The sequence below is a fragment of the Pontibacillus marinus BH030004 = DSM 16465 genome (assembly GCF_000425225.1).
In the GTDB taxonomy this organism is placed as follows: domain Bacteria; phylum Bacillota; class Bacilli; order Bacillales; family BH030062; genus Pontibacillus; species Pontibacillus marinus.
The window spans coordinates 19,360-43,171 of record NZ_AULJ01000045.1 but is presented as its reverse complement, the minus strand read 5'-3'; the positions used below and the strand labels follow the sequence as shown (position 1 = coordinate 43,171).

Annotated in this window: 28 protein-coding genes and 1 pseudogene; 25 read left to right on the top strand and 4 right to left on the bottom strand. The window is 36.6% G+C overall.

The annotated features are described in order from the left end of the window. Positions 1–248 precede the first annotated feature (248 nt). Together H514_RS0111045 and H514_RS0111040 are read left to right on the top strand one after the other, a co-directional pair. Complete coding sequence (locus tag H514_RS0111045; RefSeq protein ID WP_027447029.1) at positions 249–1,100, top strand: DUF72 domain-containing protein; 852 nt, start codon at positions 249–251, stop codon at positions 1,098–1,100. Positions 1,101–1,202: 102 nt separating this feature from the next. Further along, a complete protein-coding gene (locus tag H514_RS0111040) occupies positions 1,203–1,739 on the top strand; it encodes an HD domain-containing protein (protein ID WP_154657370.1) in 537 nt (178 codons plus the stop codon). 40 nt (positions 1,740–1,779) lie between these two features. On the opposite strand, the gene H514_RS0111035 is transcribed toward H514_RS0111040, so the two are convergent. Then, positions 1,780–2,805 carry a C40 family peptidase gene (locus tag H514_RS0111035; RefSeq protein WP_027447027.1) on the bottom strand — a complete coding sequence of 342 codons (1,026 nt, stop codon included), beginning with the start codon at positions 2,803–2,805 and terminating at the stop codon, positions 1,780–1,782. A gap of 173 nt (positions 2,806–2,978) precedes the next feature. Here H514_RS0111035 and H514_RS22910 point away from each other — a divergent pair, with 173 nt between their 5' ends. The 8 genes from H514_RS22910 to H514_RS0110995 all read left to right on the top strand — a co-directional run bounded on the left by H514_RS22910 (position 2,979) and on the right by H514_RS0110995 (position 7,818). After that, positions 2,979–3,695: an anthrax toxin lethal factor-related metalloendopeptidase gene (locus H514_RS22910; protein WP_051255117.1), complete on the top strand. Its 717-nt coding sequence runs from the start codon at positions 2,979–2,981 to the stop codon at positions 3,693–3,695. Between the two features lie 100 nt (positions 3,696–3,795). Continuing rightward, entirely contained in the window at positions 3,796–4,761 is a 966-nt protein-coding gene (locus tag H514_RS0111025; protein ID WP_027447026.1) for a thymidylate synthase, read from the top strand. Positions 4,762–4,816: 55 nt separating this feature from the next. Continuing rightward, entirely contained in the window at positions 4,817–5,314 is a 498-nt protein-coding gene (locus H514_RS0111020) for a dihydrofolate reductase (protein ID WP_027447025.1), read from the top strand. A 60-nt stretch (positions 5,315–5,374) separates the two neighbouring features. Next, positions 5,375–5,950, top strand: coding sequence for a molybdenum cofactor guanylyltransferase (gene mobA, locus H514_RS0111015; protein WP_036843749.1), 576 nt, complete (start codon positions 5,375–5,377; stop codon positions 5,948–5,950). A 199-nt stretch (positions 5,951–6,149) separates the two neighbouring features. Beyond that, positions 6,150–6,350 carry a twin-arginine translocase TatA/TatE family subunit gene (tatA, locus tag H514_RS0111010; protein ID WP_027447023.1) on the top strand — a complete coding sequence of 67 codons (201 nt, stop codon included), beginning with the start codon at positions 6,150–6,152 and terminating at the stop codon, positions 6,348–6,350. A 42-nt stretch (positions 6,351–6,392) separates the two neighbouring features. Further along, positions 6,393–6,590 carry a twin-arginine translocase TatA/TatE family subunit gene (gene tatA / locus H514_RS0111005; protein WP_027447022.1) on the top strand — a complete coding sequence of 66 codons (198 nt, stop codon included), beginning with the start codon at positions 6,393–6,395 and terminating at the stop codon, positions 6,588–6,590. Positions 6,591–6,714: 124 nt separating this feature from the next. Beyond that, entirely contained in the window at positions 6,715–7,515 is an 801-nt protein-coding gene (gene tatC, locus H514_RS22905) for a twin-arginine translocase subunit TatC (protein WP_051255116.1), read from the top strand. Positions 7,516–7,599: 84 nt separating this feature from the next. Then, a complete protein-coding gene (locus H514_RS0110995; protein ID WP_027447021.1) occupies positions 7,600–7,818 on the top strand; it encodes a YozE family protein in 219 nt (72 codons plus the stop codon). An 856-nt stretch (positions 7,819–8,674) separates the two neighbouring features. On the opposite strand, the pseudogene H514_RS24340 reads toward H514_RS0110995, so the two are convergent. Both H514_RS24340 and H514_RS22900 read right to left on the bottom strand, forming a co-directional pair. Continuing rightward, positions 8,675–8,764: pseudogene (locus H514_RS24340) on the bottom strand (YjcZ family sporulation protein); the annotation flags it as partial. A gap of 118 nt (positions 8,765–8,882) precedes the next feature. Further along, positions 8,883–9,212 carry a YolD-like family protein gene (locus tag H514_RS22900; protein WP_051255115.1) on the bottom strand — a complete coding sequence of 110 codons (330 nt, stop codon included), beginning with the start codon at positions 9,210–9,212 and terminating at the stop codon, positions 8,883–8,885. A 99-nt stretch (positions 9,213–9,311) separates the two neighbouring features. On the opposite strand from H514_RS22900, the gene H514_RS0110980 reads away from it, so the two are divergent. The 15 genes from H514_RS0110980 (at position 9,312) to H514_RS0110905 (ending at position 22,665) form a co-directional block, all read left to right on the top strand. Further along, on the top strand, positions 9,312–9,515 hold the full coding sequence (locus H514_RS0110980) for a hypothetical protein (protein WP_027447020.1): 204 nt from the start codon (positions 9,312–9,314) through the stop codon (positions 9,513–9,515). 109 nt (positions 9,516–9,624) lie between these two features. After that, on the top strand, positions 9,625–10,008 hold the full coding sequence (locus H514_RS0110975; RefSeq protein WP_027447019.1) for a PilZ domain-containing protein: 384 nt from the start codon (positions 9,625–9,627) through the stop codon (positions 10,006–10,008). 135 nt (positions 10,009–10,143) lie between these two features. Further along, the gene (locus H514_RS0110970; RefSeq protein ID WP_027447018.1) at positions 10,144–11,295 is read left to right on the top strand and encodes an exonuclease SbcCD subunit D; all 1,152 of its coding nucleotides are present in this window, start codon (positions 10,144–10,146) and stop codon (positions 11,293–11,295) included. A 2-nt stretch (positions 11,296–11,297) separates the two neighbouring features. After that, positions 11,298–14,414 carry an SbcC/MukB-like Walker B domain-containing protein gene (locus tag H514_RS0110965; RefSeq protein ID WP_027447017.1) on the top strand — a complete coding sequence of 1,039 codons (3,117 nt, stop codon included), beginning with the start codon at positions 11,298–11,300 and terminating at the stop codon, positions 14,412–14,414. Between the two features lie 205 nt (positions 14,415–14,619). Then, positions 14,620–15,009, top strand: a complete 390-nt coding sequence (locus H514_RS0110960) for a DUF5365 family protein (RefSeq protein WP_027447016.1) — start codon at positions 14,620–14,622, stop codon at positions 15,007–15,009. 69 nt (positions 15,010–15,078) lie between these two features. Then, the gene (locus H514_RS0110955) at positions 15,079–15,327 is read left to right on the top strand and encodes a DUF2584 family protein (RefSeq protein ID WP_027447015.1); all 249 of its coding nucleotides are present in this window, start codon (positions 15,079–15,081) and stop codon (positions 15,325–15,327) included. Between the two features lie 388 nt (positions 15,328–15,715). Further along, complete coding sequence (locus H514_RS0110945) at positions 15,716–16,405, top strand: uracil-DNA glycosylase (RefSeq protein ID WP_027447014.1); 690 nt, start codon at positions 15,716–15,718, stop codon at positions 16,403–16,405. A gap of 86 nt (positions 16,406–16,491) precedes the next feature. Then, positions 16,492–17,118 carry a VrrA/YqfQ family protein gene (vrrA, locus tag H514_RS23985; protein ID WP_051255114.1) on the top strand — a complete coding sequence of 209 codons (627 nt, stop codon included), beginning with the start codon at positions 16,492–16,494 and terminating at the stop codon, positions 17,116–17,118. 85 nt (positions 17,119–17,203) lie between these two features. Then, positions 17,204–18,166, top strand: a complete 963-nt coding sequence (gene msrB, locus H514_RS0110935; RefSeq protein ID WP_036842684.1) for a peptide-methionine (R)-S-oxide reductase MsrB — start codon at positions 17,204–17,206, stop codon at positions 18,164–18,166. 103 nt (positions 18,167–18,269) lie between these two features. Continuing rightward, positions 18,270–19,076 carry a TerC family protein gene (locus tag H514_RS0110930; protein ID WP_027447012.1) on the top strand — a complete coding sequence of 269 codons (807 nt, stop codon included), beginning with the start codon at positions 18,270–18,272 and terminating at the stop codon, positions 19,074–19,076. A 53-nt stretch (positions 19,077–19,129) separates the two neighbouring features. Next, a complete protein-coding gene (locus H514_RS0110925; protein ID WP_027447011.1) occupies positions 19,130–20,188 on the top strand; it encodes an AbrB family transcriptional regulator in 1,059 nt (352 codons plus the stop codon). Between the two features lie 106 nt (positions 20,189–20,294). After that, on the top strand, positions 20,295–20,900 hold the full coding sequence (locus tag H514_RS0110920; protein ID WP_027447010.1) for an alpha/beta hydrolase: 606 nt from the start codon (positions 20,295–20,297) through the stop codon (positions 20,898–20,900). Positions 20,901–20,983: 83 nt separating this feature from the next. After that, on the top strand, positions 20,984–21,358 hold the full coding sequence (locus H514_RS0110915; protein ID WP_027447009.1) for a VOC family protein: 375 nt from the start codon (positions 20,984–20,986) through the stop codon (positions 21,356–21,358). Between the two features lie 132 nt (positions 21,359–21,490). After that, positions 21,491–22,441: a mannose-6-phosphate isomerase, class I gene (gene manA / locus H514_RS0110910; protein WP_027447008.1), complete on the top strand. Its 951-nt coding sequence runs from the start codon at positions 21,491–21,493 to the stop codon at positions 22,439–22,441. A gap of 17 nt (positions 22,442–22,458) precedes the next feature. Next, complete coding sequence (locus tag H514_RS0110905) at positions 22,459–22,665, top strand: DUF6501 family protein (RefSeq protein WP_027447007.1); 207 nt, start codon at positions 22,459–22,461, stop codon at positions 22,663–22,665. A gap of 35 nt (positions 22,666–22,700) precedes the next feature. Here the strand turns inward: H514_RS0110905 and H514_RS0110900 are convergent, their stop codons facing one another. After that, positions 22,701–23,807, bottom strand: a complete 1,107-nt coding sequence (locus H514_RS0110900) for a GerAB/ArcD/ProY family transporter (protein WP_027447006.1) — start codon at positions 23,805–23,807, stop codon at positions 22,701–22,703. Between the last annotated feature and the right edge of the window lie 5 nt (positions 23,808–23,812).

Genomic DNA, 23,812 nt, shown 5'->3' with positions numbered 1-23,812 from the left:
ACAAAGGGAAGACGAGACCCCGCAGGCACGAGGAGGCTCGGCTTTTCTTCCACAACAGGCTTGCCGTTTCACTGACCGCAACAAATTACTCAACAGCAACGGACTCCTCACATTATTATCTCGAAACCAAGTCTTCCACATAAGGGGGCTTATCTTAAATAACTTATTGTTTAGTTCCTTATTCTTTACAAGCTTTTTAATACTTCTATAAGATAGAAAGGAATACATATCAAGGAGTCATCTGTACTATGAGTATTTCCATTGGATTAACAGGATGGGGGGATCATGCAAAGCTTTATGATGCTTCTGTATCCCCGCAGGATAAATTGTCTGTCTATGCTTCCCATTTCCCTGTAGTAGAAGTTGATAGTGCATTTTATGCCATACAACCTCAGAGAAATTATGAAAAGTGGGTTCGTGAAACGCCAGATTCTTTCTCTTTCGTAATTAAAGCCTATAATAAAATGACCGGACATCATCGAGAAAAATTGACATCTGATGAAGTAAAAGAAATGTTTCAGGCCTATAAGGATTCTATACAACCAGTTATAGAAGCTGGGAAGTTAAAGTGCGTCCTATTTCAGTTTCCTCCATGGTTTAATGTATCAAAAGAAAACGTACAAAAACTACGTGTGATCCGAAAGTTAATGGGAGACTTACCTTTAGCCTTAGAATTTCGAAATCGCACATGGTTCTTACCAGAATACAAAGAACAAACACTTAAATTTATGAGAGAAGAAAATTGGATTCATTCTATATGTGATGAGCCTCAAGCAGGAGAAGGTTCAGTACCTCGAATATTGGAGCCGACACACCCAGAAAAGACACTTGTTCGATTTCATGGAAGAAATACACACGGGTGGAATAAAAACGGGCGAGAAGATTGGAGAGAAGTTCGTTTCTTATACAACTATAATGAGGAAGAGTTACGTGAATGGAAAGAACGCGTTCTTGAACTACAACAAATCACGCCTGATATTACGATTTTATTTAATAACAATTCCGGTGGAGATGCTGCACCAAATGCAAAGACCTTTATCGATATGTTAGGCATATCTTATTGTGATTTAAACCCGAGACAAATGGATCTATTCGATTAAAGGGAGGTTGATCATATTACTCAAGAAAATGTTTTAAAAGAAATTCAATCATTTATTTATGATCGATTTCGAGGTGAGCCGACAGGGCATGATTATTGGCATATGGAAAGAGTCGCAAATATAGCAAAAGGTCTTGCTATAAAAGAAGGCGGAGATCCGTTTGTCGCTGAAGTTGCAGGATGGTTACATGATGTAGCGGATGCAAAACTGGTTGATGACCAAGCAAAGGCAATGGAAGAGCAGAAAAGGTTATTGGAATCTTTACTAGAGTCTAAAGGTTTGATTTTTTCTATTGAAACAGCCATGAAAGATATTTCCTTTCGAGGGAAGCATAAAACTCCAGAAACGCTAGAAGGTAAGATTGTTCAAGATGCCGATCGGCTTGATGCCATTGGGGCAATAGGAATCGCAAGGACATTTGCATATGGGGGGAAAGCAGGACAACTCATTTACACAACACCAACTGAGGATAATGCTATAAGTGAAAACAATACCACCATTCAACATTTTTATGATAAGTTACTGCTTTTAAAAGATTTAATGAATACAGAAACTGCACAGAAAATGGCTCAGGAGCGTCATGAATTTATGGAAAGGTTTCTCGAGGAGTTTTACTCTGATTGGGGATTATCTAACTAAACAGACCGTTATGTACCAAAACATAACGGTCTGTTCTTTTTTATTGCTTTGTAATTCGTTTAGCTCCAAGGTAACGTTGTTTCCAATAAGTATTATTCATTTTACTAATGGTTACCCCGTCATCCCCAGCATGGATAAATTGACCATTCCCTAGATAAATCCCCATATGAGATGGTCCAGGTTGATACGTTTCATAAAAGACAAAATCCCCAACACTAAGCTTTTTAACTGAAGTTGTCACATTCCAGATCTCATGAACAGTACGAGGCAATATGATATCTTGTTTTTGGTAAACGTATTGAATATAACCACTACAATCAAATCCTCTAGGGGATTCTCCACCCCAAACATAAGGCACGCCAAGATAATTTTTGGCTTCTTTAATAATGGACGCCACATTTCCTACTGCTTTTACTTCAACCTTTTTCGGATCTTTTTTTATAGTTTGGGTTTTATGTGTGATTTTAGGCTTTTCGTTTTTCATTTTCTTTGACAAGGATTGAATGAACGACTTTTCAATATTTTCATCAATCTCTAATTTATGATCTAACTGATATTGTTCTATTGCATTTGAAGTTAGTGGCCCATAAATCCCATCAACATTTCCGGTATAGTAACCATAAAACGATAAGGCCTTTTGCAGTTTTTTTACATCCTGACTTGTTTCACCGGGAGAAATGGTATGTGCGATTTTTTCAATTGGTTCAATCATTCGTTTCTTCTCTTCCAAATCAATAGATATTAAGGTTAGCTTATCAGCCCTACCGGTAGGAAGGAGCTCATGAGAAAGTTGAAATGATTTTACTGCATGTTCAGTTAAGACACCATAGTGGCTATCGTGTTCTCCAAAGTAGAACGATAAGGAGTGAAGCTTTTCTTGTAAGGTGCGTACAGATGTAGAGTGGTGACCATACATGAGTGTTCTAGCGCTTGTTAGTGATTTTTTTTCCTGAGTTTGCATGTTTGAAAAAGACTCAGAGTAGTAGGCAAAGGGTTGACTTATCATAAAACTATACGTCATGGAATGAAGCACAGTCATTTGAGCAGTCCTTGATGATAAGTTCACATAGAGGACCCCTTTCCATGAAAATTTTGGATCAATGTACGTATATGATGGTAAACATTCACTTATGTCAAAGTAATGTAAAATCCATAAAGTGGACAGTTTATTCTCTTAATATATGTTATGATAAGGTTAGAATATTCAGATTTTTTAACTAACATCAAAGGATGACAGGTATGCTTCGGTTTTTTGTTATTGTACTTATCATTACATTGTGTATGGTTGTGCCGTCAATTGAAATCACGAAACCTTTTACAGGAATCACTTTAAATAAAGCAATTAGTAGTGAAGAACCTTCAGAGCTTTCTTCACTTCAAAATAAAGATATTCTTAAGTCTATGATCTACGTTCCTTATAAAGTGGAAGAAGAACAAGCATTGGAAAATATGCTGAAAACGATTGATGGGATTGATCGGCCTTTACTTCAATTCTTACAAGCTAACGGAGTAATGATACGTTTGTTTAATGGAAACCTAACTGATGAACCTTTATTATTTCCACTAAAATGGAAGCGACCACGAGGTTGGGAACAGGATGTTACTTGGAGTGAAGTACCAGGTTCAGGTGGTGGTTGGTTAATTTCTGCGAAAATCGGTTCCTCATCTCCTGGTAATGGCCATAGTTCTATAAACTTAGAACTTCATGAAATCGGGCACACCGTTTTTAATCATTTATCTGATTCGCAAAAAGCCCAATTTAAAGAAGCGTGGCAGGAAGAAGTAAATATGATGTTTCCTAAAAGAGAATATTTTTCTTCCTACATATCAGAGTATTTTTCTGAATCATTTGCCTTCTATTACTATAATGCTAATACATCAAATCACCTGAAATGGAATGCACCGTTAACGTATAAATTTATGGAAGTCTTCAAGAAAAAGAATGCAGGATTTTAACACGTTTATCTGTAATTTTCTATCCTTAATCTTTTGTTTTGCTGTGATATAATTGCTCACAGTGAACATTTTGGATTAGCTTTAGAATGGAGTGGAATAAATGAAATATGGTGAATCTGCTTACTTAGATTTATGTCGTCATGTTTTAAATAATGGTGCATCAAAAGGTGATCGTACAGGTACTGGGACGTTATCTACCTTTGGTTATCAAATGCGTTTTGATTTAGGACAAGGGTTTCCCTTACTGACTACGAAGCGTGTCCCTTTTCGCTTAATTACAAGTGAACTACTTTGGTTTTTAAAAGGAGATACCAATATTCAATATCTTCTTCAACATAACAATAATATTTGGAATGAATGGGCCTTTAAAAATTGGGTTGAGAGTGAAGAATATAATGGCCCAGATATGACTGATTTTGGATTGAGAAGTCAAGAAGACCCTGAATTTAAAAAGCTTTATGATCACGAAATGGAAACATTTAAGACCCGTATTTTGGAAGATAATGAATTTGCAAAAATGTACGGAGATTTAGGGAATGTCTATGGTAAACAATGGAGGGCATGGGAATCATCACGTGGAGAAGTAATTGATCAGGTGAAAGATGTCATTCATATGATCAAAAACAATCCAGAATCACGCCGATTAATTGTATCAGCTTGGAATCCTGAGGATATTAATCCAGAACGTGCTGCTTTACCACCATGCCACGTTTTATTTCAGTTTTATGTAGCTGATGGAAAACTAAGCTGTCAACTTTACCAAAGAAGTGGTGACATTTTCTTAGGAGTACCTTTTAATATTGCGAGTTATGCTTTACTAACACATCTAATTGCACATGAATGTGGCTTACAGGTTGGCGAATTCATTCATACATTAGGTGACGCCCACATTTATTCAAACCATGTTGAACAGGTTAAAACACAATTGGATCGTGATCTTAAGGATATGCCATCACTTAAGATCCAATCAAATGAGAAAGAAAGTATTTTCGATCTTGATGTAGAAGATATTATTCTTGAAGGATATGATCCACATCCTTCAATCAAAGCTCCGATAGCAGTTTAAATCATAAACCATTTCGGGAAATAAAACTCTGACTCATACTTAAGGAGTGAAATGAATGATATCTTTACTTGTCGCTATGGACAAAAATCGCTTGATTGGTAAGGATAATGACCTTCCATGGCGTTTACCAAATGATTTGAAGTTTTTTAAGTCAGTTTCAACTGGTCACACCATCATTATGGGGCGTAAAACGTATGAATCCATGAATGCTCCACTGCCGAATCGTCAAAATGTAGTGGTGACTCGTAATTCCGATTTTGAAGCAGAAGGATGCGAGGTCATTCATAGCCTTGACCCTGTAATAGAGTGGGATAAGGAAAATCCTGACACAGAATATATTGTCATCGGTGGGAGCTATATTTTTGAGAGCATCTTAGATCAAGCTGATCGGATGTATATTACATGGATCGATGAAGCATTTGATGGGGATACGTATTTCCCTGAATTTAATGAAGATAATTGGATATTGACGAAAAAAGAAAAAGGGACAAAAGATGAAAAAAACCCTTATGATTATTATTTCTGTCAGTATGATCGGAAATCGGAACAGTAATGTGAATGACCTGTAAGAAGGGAAGCCTTCTTACAGGTTTTTGATTAGGGAGGCATCGTGATGCAATGTGTTGTATTGGCAGGAGGACAATCTAGAAGAATGGGGAGCAATAAAGCTTTACTTCCAGTAAAAGGTGAACCTATGATTCAACGTGTGATCCATACTTGCCAAAGGTTATCTAACAAAATTGTTGTAGTTTCGAATGATCCAAATACATATCCTTTCATAAAACAAAAAATCATACCTGACCGATACCCTAATAAAGGTCCATTAGCTGGCCTTGAGTCAGCTATGTACCATTCTGACGATGATTGGTTTATCCTAGCTCCATGTGATTCACCATCTTTATCACATAAGGTTTTTAAGCAACTAATATCTAAAAACTCTGGGAGTGATATAGTGATCCCGGTATTTAATGGAAAGGAACAGCCTCTGCATGGGCTTTACCACAGAAATTGCTATGAAACCATCAAGAGTCAACTCGAAAATGATTTATTACGGATGCGGGATCTTTTTGATAAGCATAATACTACGTTTATTAATCAATTTGATCCATCTATACCAAATCAAGTATTAGAGAATCACTTTACAAACCTCAATCATCCTGAAGAATATGAGAATTGGGTGAATCGGTAGAGATTTCGATGTTCTCATGGACAAATCAACGTAAAAGGCTTACAATCGAGACAATAAGATCTATAGATCCTGTAAATGTGAAAAGTTTATGTCAATTTTGATTAAAATCTAACGAAACGTGTCAAACTCGTTATATAATAGTAATAAATGGGACAGACATGAACATTTCTCTATAGAAATGTTTGAGGAAGGTGATGAAATGTTAAGTACCATTGGCATACCAGGTTTAATACTTATTCTCGTCATTACATTAATTATTTTTGGTCCGAAAAAGCTTCCGGAAATCGGAAAGGCTACGGGACAGACTTTAAAAGAATTTAAACATTCAGCTCGTGAATTAACCAATGAAGAAGCTGATGATGTGAAAAAAGTTGAATCGAATGATCAAAGCGTAAAATAATAAAGATATTCGGTTATAAAATGATCATTTGGAGTGATAAATATGTTATCCAGTATCGGAATTCCGGGGTTAATCCTAATTCTTGTTATTGCTTTAATTGTTTTTGGGCCTTCGAAGTTGCCAGAAATCGGTAAAGCTGTAGGAAGTTCTTTAAGAGAGTTTAAAAAAGCAACAAACGATATTGTAAACGATTCAGACGATTCTAAGAAGCTGGATCAAGAGCAAAACAAAAACTCATAATGAAATTATAGAGAGGAAGATGTAAGAGTATGAAACCTTACATCTTCCTCTCTTCATGAAAAAGCCTACTCTAAAGGGGATTGCATGTGAAGTTGTAGCGGGTGTTGGGCAGGAGGTAAGAAGAATGCAAGATGATCAGTTTCAAAACGATCAAGAAATGAATGTTACAGAACATTTAGGTGAATTACGTAAACGACTTATTTGGACGTTTGTCATATTTGTAGCTTTTTTTATTGGCGGTTTTGTCTTTATTGATGAAATTTATGCTTTTTTTGAAAGAGGCTTGGATGAAGAGTTAACGATATTAGGCCCTTTTGATATTTTATGGGTTTATGTCATGCTTGCTAGTCTTATTGCAATTGCTGGTACTCTACCATTTTTCTGTTTGCAAGTTTGGTTTTTTGTAAGACCAGCGTTAACACCGAAAGAACAAAAGGTATCATTATCTTATATTCCAGCTGTTTTCCTTCTCTTTATTGGAGGACTAGCTTTTGGGTATTTTCTCATACAACCACTAATATTCGATTTTCTTCTATCCTTAGGTGAGGGGAAATTTAATGTTAGTTTTACAGTAGATAAGTATTTTAAATTTTTAATGAGAATTACACTTCCATTTGCTGTGTTTTTTGAAATTCCGATTATCGTCATGTTCTTAACGAGCATGGGAATTGTAAGCCCAGCTTTTCTACGTAGAGTTAGGAAATATGCTTACTTTATTTTAATTATTGTAGGCACAATGATTTCTCCACCAGACTTTATATTGCAACTCGTAGTAGCATTCCCACTTATAGTGCTTTATGAAGTTTCGATTTTCCTTTCTAGTGTTGTAGAACGCCGTAGAAGAAGAAAAATAGATGAGTATGATGAAAATGACGATGACGACGATGATCAAGATGATGAAGAGGATAGTCTTTATTCGGAGTAATGAATAAAAACTTATACTGCAGATTGCTTTTTTGAGGAGATCGTGTTAAAAATAAAAAACATGATCTTGCAGGAGGGGAGTACGTTGCGTACGTTTTATCATTTTATGATGACTTATAGAGGGAAAGTAAAACCGGATGATGAGAGTAAATTAGCAGATTGGATGTATAAAGACCATAGCTTTCCTAAACAATCACGTTCCTATGAAGAAATTAGTCGGTATTTAGAATGGAATACACCATTTTCATCAGCACTTCAAGTGTTCGATCGACTGTGGGAAAAATATGAGGCTGAATACGAGTAAGTTTGACGCGATATAATTACAAATAATTATAGAAAGTAGTTCATTTTTGGAGAATGATAATTTAAATTCCACTCCAGAATTGGACTACTTTTTATTTTGAATTTTAAACTTTAACTAAAACCAATGTTCTGAAGAGTGGGTGTTATTCAACAATCTGGCAGTAATGTTGAATAATCTGGTGTAGGGTGGTTCCGTTGCTTTTGTGTAGTGCGGCGGGCTGTGGAACGGGTTGCTTTCCTGCGGACGAAGCGCCGAGCCTCCTCATTCGCAAGCTCTCTGCGGGGTCTCGTCACTCCGTTCTTCCGCTGGAGTCAACCCGTTCCACAGCCCACCTTGGCCGAATGGGGAATAACGAAACCGCAGCTATCGTACGGTTTTCTGACTTTGAATTTGTGGTTATATCATTTTGCATTCAAGTGATCTAAAGCTTTATATGTAGAGGGTTTTAGGATCTGAAATACAGTTTCCTTAAGATTGAAATCAAACGATCTCAGCTATGGGTCCGTTAATCTACATACCAGCAAAGGGGTGAGGGAAACGGCAAACTCCCGCGGTAGAAAGGGCAGATGAGACCCCGCAAGGAGCGTAGCGTATGAGGAGGCTCAGCTGGTCTTCCGCAGGAGTATTGCCGTTTCACCGATCCCCTTACTCTCGCAAAAGCAACGGACCTCCACCACAATATATCTCGAGTTCAAGTCTTCAAGATGAGGGGGCTTTTGTGGAATAAAAAGAGCGTTGAATTGTGTATTATTTCAACGCTCAATTTACTTATACATATTAAATATCTATACCTCGAACTTACCTCGTCAGCTTAGAATACCCACCATTTTTGTATATTATGGTAGCTAAACTTAAATTAGCAAGCAAAAGCTGCTCCTACAATGATAAGTAGGATAAATAAAACCACAATCAATACAAAGTTGTTATATCCAGATCCGCAATGGTACATAACCAATCCCCCTTTGTCTTAACAAGTGATAGTAGTCTATGTGAAGAGTTAAGAAAGTGTATGGGCGAATGCGAATGCGGATATTTAAATATTAAAATGGATGTTAAATCTGAAGCTATAAGGTATCTACCTGTACAATGTTATGAATGGGAATAGATATTGAAGTACCATTAATACGCGTGAATTTCAGTGATTGTTCTTGAGGAAGTAACTTAGTGATTGTTCCTTTTTCATCATGGAAAGTACCATTCTTAAATTGTGTAACTCTCACGAGTGCTTCTTCCTCATAAGCTTGATTACAACGTTCATTTAATTCTTCCAAAGCTTGTTCATCTAGCTGAGGAGCAGTTGCTTTTTGATCATCTTTCCACATATCTTTTAGTATTTGTACGTGCTCAGGAAGCATTAAAGAGTTCCATTTGATTGTTCCTCGATCGCGTAGCATATCATCACCTCTATTTACAGTATAACCGAACAAATGTTTGTGAAACAATAGAAAAAGAACAAATGTTCGTGTATAATGATCATAAAAGGAGGAGATCTTGTGGAACAGCCCATTCTAAATCATGCTAATGAAAAACTTGAGATTGTTTATATGTCCAATAGTGGTACTTTTACTCAGCGAACAGTGAAAGTTGTATCATCTGATGATGATCAAGTATTAGCATATTGTTACTTAAGGAATGAAATTAGACGTTTTTCCAAAGAGAATATCTTAGCTGCTTTCCCAAAAACTCTTCAACATTAATTGATAACATTCAGCAAAAAATGACAAAAAAGGTCCTTTTTCCTCATGCGATTTGACCTAGAAACATTCATAGTAATAAGAAAATATCACGTTTCTAGGAGTCGATTATATGAACGAGCAAAGACCAGTTTATGGAACTTCATCCTCTTCTACAACCGATCGGCGTGCACATAATCGTTATAACATTCACCAAGAGCTTTTTAGTTCGATCGAGTCTTTTTCTTTAATGAAGGGACGTCATCTTTATGATCTTCATGGACATATCGATAATATCAGCCAAGGGGGATTAAAGTTTACTACCAAACAAGACATACCTTTTGTTACAGAAGACATTGTAAACATAAACCTTTCTTGGCGGCACCAGGAATATGTCTTTACTGGGAAAGTGGTTTGGAAAGCATTAGATTCAGGGTTTTATAATATCGGTATCGCTTTTGGTCGTGAAACAAAAAAATCTGAAGCTCTACTCACCATTTTAGAAGATCTAAAATAGGCACTAATCACATATATACGTATATTCAAAACAGCAGCGATATTTTCTGCTGTTTTTCTTTTTATAATAAACAAAAACTACCTCACCAAAATCCCCCCATAATTTGATAGCATAGATATGTAGGAGGCATGACTGATGAAAATTTTACATACTGCTGATTGGCACCTTGGGAAGTTGGTGCATCAGCTTCACATGACACAAGATCAATCATATATACTAGATGAATTTATTCGCATTGTGAAAGAGGAAAAACCTGATGCTGTTATTATTGCCGGAGACCTCTATGACCGTGCAGTACCGCCCAAAGAAGCGGTTGAATTATTAAATGAAACGTTAATGAAACTAATCTATGACATTAAGGTTCCGGTACTTGCGATTACCGGGAACCACGATAGTCCTGACCGTTTGAATTTTGGAAGTACGATGTTTAGAAAACAACAATTCTACTTACAAGCTAAACTTGATGGTGCCCTAGAACCGGTAACCCTTCAGGACGAACATGGTGATGTTCATTTTTATCTGATACCTTACATTGAACCTGCTGATGCAAGAGCATATTTTGAAGATGAATCGATTCAAACGCATCATGATGCTATGAGTGCCATTGTTGAACGAATTGAAAACGACAACCAAGCTGATGAACGTCAGGTTTTAATTGCTCATGCCTTTATGGCAGGGGGAATGGAGTCTGAGTCTGAAGAGCGCTTAACAATGCTGGGGGGTACTCCATATATAGACGCTGGCTTATTTTCTGCGTTTTCTTATGTTGCATTAGGACACCTACACCAACCACAACGTGTAACGGATGACAAAATTCGTTATGCTGGCTCACTTTTAAAGTACTCCTTTTCGGAAGCCAATCATAAAAAAGGTGTTACGCTTGTTGAACTTGATGAAAATGGTGTGTCAAACATTCGTGAAGAGAAACTAACTCCAAAACATGACATGAGAATTAAGGAAGGATATCTTAATGACTTATTAGAAGAGAATGATGGCCATTCAGAAGATTACCTTCATATTAAATTGTTAGACGATGGCCAATTGATGGATCCAATGGGAAAGCTTCGAAAAGTATATCCAAATGTGTTGAGTCTGGAGAGGGTGGGCTTCTTAGGACAACATATTCAAAATCAACGTTCGACTGTAAAAGAAAGACAACAGATGTCTCATGAAGAGCTATTTGAATCCTTTTATAAAGAAGTAAAAGGGAAAGATCTAGATAACCAAAGAAAGAAATATGTAAGTGAAACGATTCAAAATGTATTAGCAGAAGAAAGGGGACAATAGCAATGAGAGCCATAACGATTACTGTAGAAGCTTTTGGTCCCTATGCAAAGAGACAAACTGTAGACTTCAGGGACCTTGGTTATGAATCTGTTTTTCTAATAACCGGGCCAACTGGAGCAGGAAAAACAAGTGTATTCGATGCCATGGTGTATGCGTTATATGGACGTGCAAGCGGAAGCGATAGGGATCAAGATACACTTCGAAGCCACTTTGCTGAATTGGAGCAACCGACAGAAGTATCGTTTGTTTTTGATTTAAAAGATAAGCGATATGAAGTGGTGCGTGCACCAAAGCAAATGAAGAAAAAATCACGTGGAGAAGGGTACACTGAACAACCTCCTCGAGCTGAGCTATATGAAATGTCAGGAGAAGAAAAATTATTACTCTCCTCTAAGATTAAAGACGTCAACGAAACAATCGAAAGTATGCTTCACCTAGATTATGAACAGTTCCGTAAAATGGTTATGATCCCCCAAGGTGAGTTTCGGAGGCTTATTTCTGAAAATAGTAAAGAACGTGAAGAGATTTTGCAAAAGATCTTTCAAACCTATGTATACGAACATATTACGACTAGATTGAAAGATGAATCTAAAGAATTAAAAGAAACCATCTCAACTATCGAACAAAAAGAACGTGATGAAATTCAGAAGCTTTACTGGTCTGATGAAGACAAAGAAGGAATCACATCAAGTACCAAGGCACTTGAACAACTAGAGGAAGACCTCAAGCAAGATGAGAAAATTATTGAAGAGTATCAAGGAGCCTTAAAAGATAAACGAAATCAATTGAAAACGGCTCAAGAAAAATATTATAAAGACAAGCAGGTTTCTGAACAATTTCATAAACGTGATCAATATGAACGAGAACTTAAAGATCTGAAACAGTATGAGAATGATATAAAAGATAAACAAGCAAAAGTTCAAAAAGCTGACAAAGCCGAATCCATTCGATCCTATGAAGAACAAGCGAAGAAATGGAAACAGGAAAAGGATAAACAACTTGTTAACATACAAGAAAAAACAAATAAATTAGAGGAAGCACAGAACAAATTTATTAAAACAGAGAAGAAATACCAGGAAGAAGATAAAAGACAATCAGAGCGTGAAAAGCTTAAAGAAGATATCCAAAAAGCAAAACAAGATCTTACAAAAGTAACGCGTTATCAGGAGTTAAAAAAGGAACTTAATCGGTTAGAGAAACAAAAGCAAGAAAAACAAAGTGTTCTCAAGTCTATACAATCCGAAAAAGATAACAATCAAAAACTAGTAAATGAATTATCCCAGTCTACATTTGAGTCACAATCTTATTCGAAGCAATATTATGAACTGGAGTCTAAAGAAAAAGAGCTTCAAGAAGGAGTTAAACAGCTTTATCGTTTAATGGATGAGGAGCAAAAGCTTTCTAAACTGCGTGATCAATATCAACGGGTAAAGCAGAAATACGAACAAGCTAAAGCTGATCTAGAGGCAAAACAACAACACGTAAACAAATTAGAAGATCAATTGAAGCAACATAGAGCTCTTTCTCTTGCCGCTGACCTAACCACAGGAGTAGCATGTCCTGTATGTGGTTCATTAGACCATCCATCTCCGGCTACACTTGAGGGTAAAGATATTTCTGAACACACCTTGCAAGAAGCAAAAAACAAGCAACAACAAGCTGAACAACACTTACAAAAGCTCCAAGATCAATTTATACAGACGAAGTCAGAGGGGCAATCACAGCGCCATATCGTAGAACAATTAATCGAAGCTTTGTCTCCGTACCTCGAACTAGCTCAAGTTAAGGAACAAAACCGGGAAGGGCAAAAAAATTATTGGGAACAACAAAAAGTTTCTATAACAGAAAACAAAAATCAGGTTGCCAAAAAAATACAAGAAATTGAACAACAGATGAAGAAACTTGAGCAAACACAAAATAAACTGAAAGAGCTCGAAAGCAAAGAGCAAGAACAACAAAACTATTATCAGCAAGTACACGATAATTGGCTAGGGATCTATACGAAGTTAGAACAACTAGAAGAAGACTTACCTGAAAAGAACAGAGATGCACAATCTCTTAATGAATGGTTGAAACATGAAGAAGAACGGTATAAATCTTGGATTCAATTCATTGAAGAGCTTACGAATAGGTACCAACAAGAAAAAGAAGAAAAACAAAAGCTTGAAACAGAATTAACGCAACAAAAAGGGTATGTTAATGATTTAGAGCAACATGAGAAAAAAGCCTATCAAGATTGGGAAGAGGCGTGTAAAGAAAAAGGTTTTGAAACCATTGAAGACTATCAGCATGCCAAGTTACCTAAAGAAGAATTAGAAATAATTCGTAAGCAAGTAGAAGAATTCATAAACAAGAAACAAACGTTAGCAGACTCTTATAAAGCATTGGAAGAAGAATTACTAGATGTTGAACCACCTAAATTAAATGAACAATTAGAAGTTATGGAAAAGCTAGAGGTTGCAATTGATCAACTTTATCAAGAGGAGCAACAAATTAGAATACGCATTCGAGATCACGAACGTATCTTTAAACAATTAAAAAGTTATATTTATGATCGAAAAACTGCAGAAGATAAATATTTCTATATGGGAGAGCTTGCTGAACTGGCAAAAGGGGATAATACGTATAAATTATCCTTTGAGCGCTATGTGTTATCAGCTTTTCTTGATGAGATTATTGTACAAGCAAATATCCGTTTAGATAAAATGACGGATCATCGCTATCAGCTTGAACGAAGTCAAGAACGTGCTAAAGGAGGAGCCCAAAGTGGCTTGGACCTAGAGGTTATAGATCACTACACAGGTCAGAAACGATCCGTTAAAACGTTATCCGGTGGTGAAGGATTTAAAGCTGCTTTAAGCTTAGCGCTTGGAATGGCAGATGTTATACAAGCCCATGCTGGTGGCGTACAACTTGATACGTTATTTATCGATGAAGGATTTGGAACATTAGACGAAGCATCTCTTGAGCAAGCGATCGATACATTGAAAGATCTTCAACAAGGTGATCGTATGCTTGGTATTATTTCTCACGTTCCACAATTAAAGAATGAAATTAGAGCAAAACTTCATATAACACCATCACCCAATGGTTCTACCTTGGCGTTTTCGTTTCAGTAAAGACCTACCAATAATTACTGCTTAATGATCCTAATAAGGCCATGTTATAGTAAATAATAGACCTTAGCCCTTCAATAACAGATGATTTTGGAGGGCTATCATACATATCCATTTTACCTATTCAAAAAAATAAAGGTTTCTGGGTTTGTCATTAAGAAATAGTACACAACAAATACGACTTTAAATGATTAAGAGGGGGACAATTATGAAAGTCGTTACAGCATCAACACCCGAACAACAATCTTATGTCCGGTCATTACTTGATCACTTCCACCGAAGTATCCTACCGTCGTTTTTTTCAAAATCATATGTAGATGATCTTAAGACATTTGGTGTATTATGTCAGGTTGAACTTGATGAGTACACGTTACAAGAAATTATGGAAGTAACTGCAGCATTACAAACGATCCAACATATTTTAGAATGTCTCTTAGAAGATGGCGCATCACCTCAGCTAGCTCAAAAATTCGATCGCAATCAGAAAATTATAGAAGGGCATCGAATTTACTTTCCATTTCGCTTTCAAGACTTCACGACAACTGATGTTGAATTCGATTTAGCAAGTGTGAAACCAGCAAATCATTGGTTAATATAAGGTTTCTCTTGATTAACATGTGTGTCTATCTTACGATTAAAGCAAAATAGAAAAAGGATGGCGAATAACATGAACATGCCTTTAAGCTTAGAATGGGCCATTATTACAAATGGACTCGAAGAAAGAATCGGAGAAAAGGACAACGTATTTCATTTACAATTACCAGGTTATCGGTTATTTCCTATGGATCAAGAAATTGATATTATGCGCCAAGAGGAATCAGAACATATTGGAACAGCTATCATTACAGAATTAAAGTGGGCTGAAGAACAGACAACAATTATCTATCAGCTTACATCTTTATATAGCGTCAATTAACGACAGATTTCTATCTTCTAAAGGTTATTTTGTAGAATGTTGCGCTTGCCCGGGAAATGTCAGGGGAATAAGAAATATTCATAAAATAGCCAAATCTTCCCCAGTTATAAAGAGTGATTGTAACTTATAATAAAAGTAGGTTAGGGATCATTCAAATAGAGGGGGATGCTCTATGTTATCTGCAATGCTTCCGGCTATGTTATTCGGTGTTATTTTAAGTGGCACCATTGGATTAATCATAGCTGGCGACTTAACTACAGATTGATAGACTTTATAGCGCATGCTACACTTCTAGGCAGATGCAGGGATACTTGCATCTGCTTTTTTGCGTTTAATTTTATTATTACTTAATTCCCCTAAATGAACAACAAATTAGGAGGCACAATCTATGAATCCTTTACATAATGACTGGGCTCCTTTGTTAGAGCCTACTTTTCAATCCCAAACGTATCTTCAATTACGCGAGTTTTTAAAACGCGAATATGCAAATCAAAGAATTTATCCAGATATGAATGACATCTTTAATGCTTTTCATTATACCCCTTATCATAAAGCCAAAGTTGTTATTCTGGGTCAAGACCCTTACCACGGGGAAGGTCAAGCTCATGGATTTAGCTTTTCTGTTCAGCCTGGAGTTAAAATCCCGCCGTCTCTAAGGAATATTTATAAAGAGTTACATGAAGATGTAGGAATGGAAATACCGAACCATGGCAACTTGCTACACTGGGCCAAGCAAGGTGTTGTATTACTTAACACAGTTCTAACCGTTAGAGAAAAGAATGCTCATTCTCATAAAGGGAAGGGCTGGGAACTGTTTACGGATGAGGTCATTCGACTTTTAAATGATCGGGAAGAGCCTCTTGTTTTTATGTTATGGGGAAAGCATGCTCAACAAAAGCGTGAAATGTTAAATGATTTAAAACATTTGATTTTAACATCACCACATCCGAGCCCGTTTTCTGCTCACAAAGGGTTCTTTGGTAGCAAACATTTCTCTAAAGCTAATGTATTTCTTGCTGAAAATGGATTTGAACCGATTCAGTGGCAATTACCAATGAAAGCTGATGAATTATATTAATTACTCTAAGTTGGGTATATGCCTACACCATTAACTTTAGCCTAACGTACAGTAATTGTAATGAAGGATGTAAAGGAGGGGTGAATATGCCTCCAGGAATAAGACCTATGGGGCAAAGTGCATTTATGCCTGGACCAGGTATGAATTCAGCAAACCCATTTGGAATGAGTACGAATATGCGGCAGCCAATGCCATTCTCTGGTTTTGGAGGTCCACAAAACTTTTTTAACCAAGGAACATCAGGTTGGAATGGTATGTCTGCGATGAATGGAATGCAAGGATTCCCGAGCATGCAAGGAATGGGAAGTCGTGCAGGGGGAAATCTATTATCTAACCTTTTTCAATCTTCTGCAGGAGGCGGAGGGCTTCCTCAATTGGGAGCGCTAGGTCAAGGATTAGGGAGTGCTGGAGGGGGCGTATCAGGTATGCTGAATAATGTACAGCAGGTGTTGAAAATGGCACAATCTGCTGCGCCTATGATTCAACAATATGGTCCAATGGTTCGAAACATCCCAACAATGGTTAAGCTTATGAAACTTATTCGTGAGCCTGATGAAGGAGATATAGATGAGAATAATTCTTCTGAACAAGATGGGGTTCAAACTCAGTCCTCATCGCAATCATCTAACGAAATATATAAGAATTCTCAACAAGGTCAGTTAACTCAACCATCTTCAACGAATGGTTCGTCTCAACCTCGATTATACATTTAATAGGCAATTTTCTTGATTTTTTCTTAATAAGGGGAAACAATAATAGGAAATGTAGAATTCAATGAACAAGTAGAGGAGGATCTCCGTGACACACAAGCAGCTAGAGAAAGCAACATTTGCAGGTGGATGTTTCTGGTGTATGGTAGAACCCTTTGATGAACGACCAGGTATCCATGAAATCATATCTGGTTATACAGGTGGCAATATAGAAAATCCAACTTATTTTGACTTAATTTCAAAGGATACAGGTCATGTTGAGGCTGTACAAATTACCTATGATCCAGAGATTTTTCCTTACGAGCGCTTGCTAGAGGTATTCTGGCAACAAATTGATCCAACAGATGCGGGAGGGCAATTTGCTGATCGTGGTGAGCATTATCAAACGATCATCTTTTATCACAATGAGGAACAAAGGCAAATGGCAGAGGAATCCAAGCGAAAACTAGAAAATAGCGGAAAATTTTCTTCACCAATCGTCACTAAGATTCTCGAAGCAAAGCCATTTTACCCAGCAGAAGAGAAACATCAAGAATATTATAAAAAGCAGCCATATCACTATAAAATGTACAAAAAAGGTTCTGGACGTAAAGACTTCATTGAAAAGCATTGGAAGCTTGATAAAGATCCAGAAAAATTAAAAGAGACATTGACGCCTATACAATATAAAGTCACACAAGAAGGTGGAACAGAAACTCCATTTCAAAATGAATTTCATGATCATGAAGAAGATGGGATCTATGTAGATATCGTTTCCGGAGAGCCATTGTTTAGCTCTCGCGATAAATATGATGCTGGATGTGGTTGGCCGAGTTTTACAAGGCCTATCGACAGTTATTATGTTAATGAAAACATGGATACGTCTCATGGTATGATTCGTACTGAAGTAAAAAGCCACCATGCTGAATCACACTTAGGTCATGTTTTTGAAGATGGGCCTAAGGATGAAGGTGGATTACGATATTGTATTAATTCAGCAGCCTTAAAGTTTATTCCTAAGGATCGACTAGAAAAAGAAGGCTACGGACATTTAATGTATATCTTTCAATAAGCATTAACCCCTCACTCAGGTTTATAACCAAAACTTGGGTGAGGGGTTTTTAGTTTAAATTCTATAGAATCCGGTAATGGAAAGGCATGAAGGAGGCTTCTATATGGATTTTGGTTTTTGGTTGGAGTATAGTTGGGTGTTTTTAGTCATTATCGGATTAGAAGGGATTCTTGCTGCTGATAATGCTTTAGTAATGGCATTAATGGTGAAACACCTACCTGATAAACAACAAAGACGTGCGTTACTTTATGGACTGGGTGGAGCATTTGTATTTAGGTTTATATCATTATTTTTAATATCGTTTCTCGTTCATATTTGGCAAGTACAAGCACTTGGTGCAGCCTACTTGCTCTATATTTCAATAAAATTCCTAGTGAAAAAACATCTATTGAATAAAGATCCAGGTGAAGATGAAGAAAAAGGTAAAGAACAAGGATCAGAACAAGTATCTTCTAAAGGGTTCTGGAAAACAGTATTAAAAGTAGAACTAACAGATATTGTATTTGCAATTGATTCGATCTTAGCAGCAGTAGCCTTGGCTTCAAGCCTTCCAGAAACCTCACTACCTAAAGTAGGAGATTTAGATGGTGCAAAATTCGGAGTTATTCTAGCTGGTGGACTTGCAGGTGTAATTCTTATTCGAGTAGCTGCTTCTTATTTTGTTAAGATTCTTCAAGAAAAGAAAGGGCTACAAAGTGCAGCATACATTATTGTAGGTTGGGTTGGTGTAAAGCTACTTGTTCATGTGCTTGCACATAAAGATGTACAAATGATACCGAAACATTTTCCAGAATCTATTACATGGCAAGTGATTTTTTGGACAGTATTACTTGCAACAGCTCTTATAGGTTGGTTTTCTTCTCCTAGAGAACAACACGAAGAACCTAACCCATATGATATGCAGAAGTAGAGTATTAGAAGAAGGTCTGTGATAGGATAAGGGTACAACGACATAAGGGTTGGATGATTATGAATTTAAGCAGGTTATTATGGGCTTATGTTATAGGAGTCATTGGGGGAGGAGTGTTTTATTTGATTAAACTTCCTCTTCCATGGGTTCTAGGTCCGCTTGTAGCTTTGTTGATCTGGAAAATCTCAACTAAAAAAAATACTGCAGTTTCCTATACCTTAAGAAATATAAGTTTTGTTATTTTGGGCATTCAGCTTGGGAATACGTTTACGACTAGCACTTTCACTTTAATAGCTCCTTATGTAATTCCTTATACATTGTTTTCTTGTACCTTAATAACTTTAGCATTGGTAAACGCCTACATCATTACAAAGTGGATTGATATAAGAGCAGATACATCTATGCTTGGGAGCATTCCAGGAGGGCTCTCAGCATCCTTGGCATTAAGTGATTCAATGGGGAGCAATACGGTATTAGTAACAGTTTTTCATACCGTTCGTTTGTTATCAGTGTTATTTATTATCCCATTTGTTTCGACTCATTTCTTTTATGAAGGAAGTGGTGGAAGTACAAGCATTTCTTTAGGGCCTAATGAGACCGGATCTGCTTGGACGTTAATGATTTACTTAGCTGTTTATTTATTGGCGAAAGTCTTTCAACATAAAGTTCCTGCTGCTTTTGTTATGATACCTATGATCATTACAGGATCTTTTCAAGCATTTGGGATAGCAATGTATTCGTTACCGACAGTATTATTTATATTTGCTCAGGTATCACTTGGGGTCTACCTAGGTTATAAAATCTCCCTTCATGATGTGTTGAAAGCAGGAAAGTACTGTTTGATATATTTTGGTTTATCTATCATTTTAATTCTCACTTCTTTTGCTTTAGGATACATATTTAGTCTAGTAACTGGGTTGCAATTAGCAACGTCTATCTTAAGTATAGCACCAGGAGGGCTCATTGAAATGGCTCTAACTGCTCAAACAGTAGGAGGCGATCCTTCTATAGTCAGCTCTCTTCAAATGATTCGATTACTGATCATTGTTATCGTAGTTCCTTTGTTTCTACAAAGGTTTCTCCCAAAGATTGTTGATATACAAAATAAATAAGAATTTATAGTTTGACGATATTTTGAATTCAAGATAAAATAATCTTGAAATTAAGATGATGAGTGCATTGACTATAATTATATTATGTAAACAGAGGTGACAGATAATGGAACACATTTTTAAACAAGGGTCAAAAAACAGTCCTGTTCTTTTATTACTACACGGTACTGGCGGAACGGAACAAGATTTAATTCCATTAGCTAAAATGATAGATCCAGATGCATCAATACTAAGTGTGCGAGGGAATGTTAGTGAGAATGGTATGCCTCGCTTCTTTAAAAGACTTCGCGAAGGAGTATTTGATGAAGAAGATTTAAAGTTTCGTACTAAAGAGCTTTATGAGTTTCTTGAACAAGCATCAGAACAGTACGGTTTCGATCGTTCTGACCTCTTGGCTGTAGGATATTCGAATGGAGCAAATATTGCAGGTAGCTTATTGTTTCATTATGAAAATGTATTACGAGGTGCTATTCTATTCCATCCAATGGTACCAATTAGAGGGTTATCCCTACCAGATATGAGTAAAACGCCTGTGTTTATTGGAGCAGGCACCAACGATCCAATCTGTGCACCGGAGGAAACGAAAGACTTAAATCAATTACTAGAAGAAGCTGGCTCTGATGTAACACTATTTTGGGAAAACAAAGGTCACCAACTGACAGAGCAAGAGGTTCAGCAAGCTACAGATTGGTACAACACACATGTGAAATGATTAACTGTTTTATTTGGTATATAATGGAGGGGAGCTGATATTTCAGCTTCTCTTTATTTTTTATTAGGAAAAGGGGAAGGGTTATGTTTAACTATATAGGAATTGACCATGTTCAAGTAGCTGCTCCACCAAATCGTGAAGATGATGCAATTACCTTTTATAGCGGTAAGCTAGGAATGGAATTAATAGAAAAACCAAAGTCACTTCAAAAGAATGGAGGAGTTTGGTTTCAATGTGGCAACCATCAATTACATATTGGAGTGAAACAAGACTTCATAGGAGAGACTAAAGCACATCCTGCCTTTGAAATTGAAAACTTTGAAGAGTTTAAGGATCATTTAAGAGAGCAAAATGTTTCATACAAAGAGGACGACAAACTTCCTGACGCAGATCGTGTTTATGTGTTTGACCCTTTTGGAAATCGTTTGGAGTTTTTGTCTTACTCCACTAAAGTATAGATTACTTATTGAATTAAGGATTGAGATCGCTGTCCTGACGGGTTATCATGGTAAATAGCAAACTTACCGAGGTTAAGCAATAATGGTAAAAAAGCTGATGAACTAGTGTATGTTGTAGTTGGAGGAGATTAAATGACAGAACCACTTTTTTTACAACCGATCTTCAAGGAACGTATATGGGGAGGGACAAAATTAAAAGAGGAGTTTCATTATGAAATTCCATCCTCTCAAACAGGTGAATGTTGGGCAATATCAGCTCATAAAAATGGCCAAAGTGTTGTGGAAAATGGCCTTTATGAAGGGATTTCATTAGACAAAGTATGGGAAGAGCATCCTGAACTATTCGGACATTATCAATCTGAGGTGTTTCCTCTTCTTACCAAAATTTTAGATGCGAATCGTGATTTATCTGTTCAAGTACACCCTGATGACACCTATGCGCAGGAACATGAAGGGGATCATGAGTTTGGAAAGACGGAATGTTGGTATATTATTGACTGTGAACCTGGTGCTGAATTAATTTTTGGTCATCATGCTCAAACGAGAGATGAACTTGAACATATGATTCAGTCAGGTAAGTGGGATGATTTGTTGCGCAAAGTACATATTAATCCAGGTGACTTCTTTTATGTGCCAAGTGGTACAATTCATGCATTATGTGAGGGCACACTTGTCTTAGAAACACAGCAAAGCTCTGATACGACATATCGTGTTTATGATTACGATCGTGTTGATGCAGAAGGAAACACACGTGATCTGCATTTAGATCAAGCTATAGAAGTGACCAATGTTCCCCACGAAGATAATGAGTTATCATTTATGGAAGAACAAAGAACGGGTGCTTTTATTACAACACTTGTTGAATCTGAGTTTTTCTCTGTTTTTAAATATGTGTTGGATGGTGCTGGGTCATTCAAGCAAGACTCTTACTTCCAGTTATTTAGCGTTATTGATGGAGAAGCTACAATGACAGTAGGTGGAGAAACATACAAGGTTCATAAAGGAGATCACTTTATTTTAACAAGTCAAATTGAAGAATTTACATTAGATGGAGATGCTACCATAATTGTATCTCACCCATAAAAGAAAGGAAGATGAATATGATTCATAAACATTGGTATGATACAGAAACCATTAAACGTGTAGAATGTGTTCATGCAAACGCTGATAAATATGTAGTAAATAATGTTTTAACACCAGGAAAAGTATATGATGTAAAAAACGAAACAGATGAATGGATCTTTATCATCGATAATACTGGCAAAATTGGTGGTTTTAAAAAAGATTATTTTAAAGAAGTAGAGTAAAGCAAAGAGCTTGGGATCTCCAAGCTCTTTTTTAATTATACCTCTTTTTTTCTACCTCTTATAAAGGAAAGAATCAGTAGTATTGTAGGTATTATGATCTGCATGGGCACATGAATGTAAGGTGGGACAATTTCTAATCCAACAAATATGTGCTCTACATAGCTTTGACTCATTATTAAAGCAACCATTATTAATAATACTCCAAGCACAGAGCTTGTTACATATCTCTTTTTGTTTTTTAACTTTGGTAATACATCATGTAAGCCTATAAATGCAGCTAAAAAGAATACGACAATTTTCATAACACCTACGATGACCATTATGATGATTACTATAGGATCCATGCGTTGGACGATCCCTTGAATATTAACCAACGATATTGTATCTAGTAGCGGCACGACAGATCGTTTAGCTAAATCAGGTCCTAATGATGCAAGGATCGTAAGGTTTGTAATGATTAGAAAAAGTGTACTGATTAAAATGGCTTGAATCCCTAATTTTCTGGCTTTCTCTTCTCTGTTTAAATAGGGAAACAGCATTGTAAAAACGACAAGCTCTCCAAAAGGGAAAGTAAGGGTTTGTGGGAATGTCTTAATAAAAATATTCACCCACCCTTTTTCTAAAGGCGGCTGTAAATTGTCAGCTTGAGGAATGCCAGTTATGAATACAAAAAAGAGAAAGATCAACCCAGACCCAAGAACATATGGAAAGAATATTTCACCTGTCCTAGCAATAGTCTCGATACCCAATGTGCAACTATAAACGATAACCAATGTAAATATAAGCATGACAGCAAGCAGTGGGGTTTCTTTTAAAATTGTAATCACGATTAACTCACTAAAGTCACGTAATACACGCGCAGATAAGTAAAAGAAATAGAAAATATAAGCCCAAGCAACGATATAACCTAAGTACTTTCCAAGAAGTTGGGAGGAGTATGTGGTTATATGGGCATTTGGAAACTTTTTATGTAAATGCGTGTAGATAAGGTAGAGAATAACTCCTCCAAGCATCCCTGAAAGTATGGTTAACCACGCATCTTGCTTAGCGTCAAACCCCATCCCAACAATAATGGTACTACCGAACTCAAACATAATAATAAGAAAAACAAATTGTGTTGAACTGATCTGTGCTTTTTCCATATCTC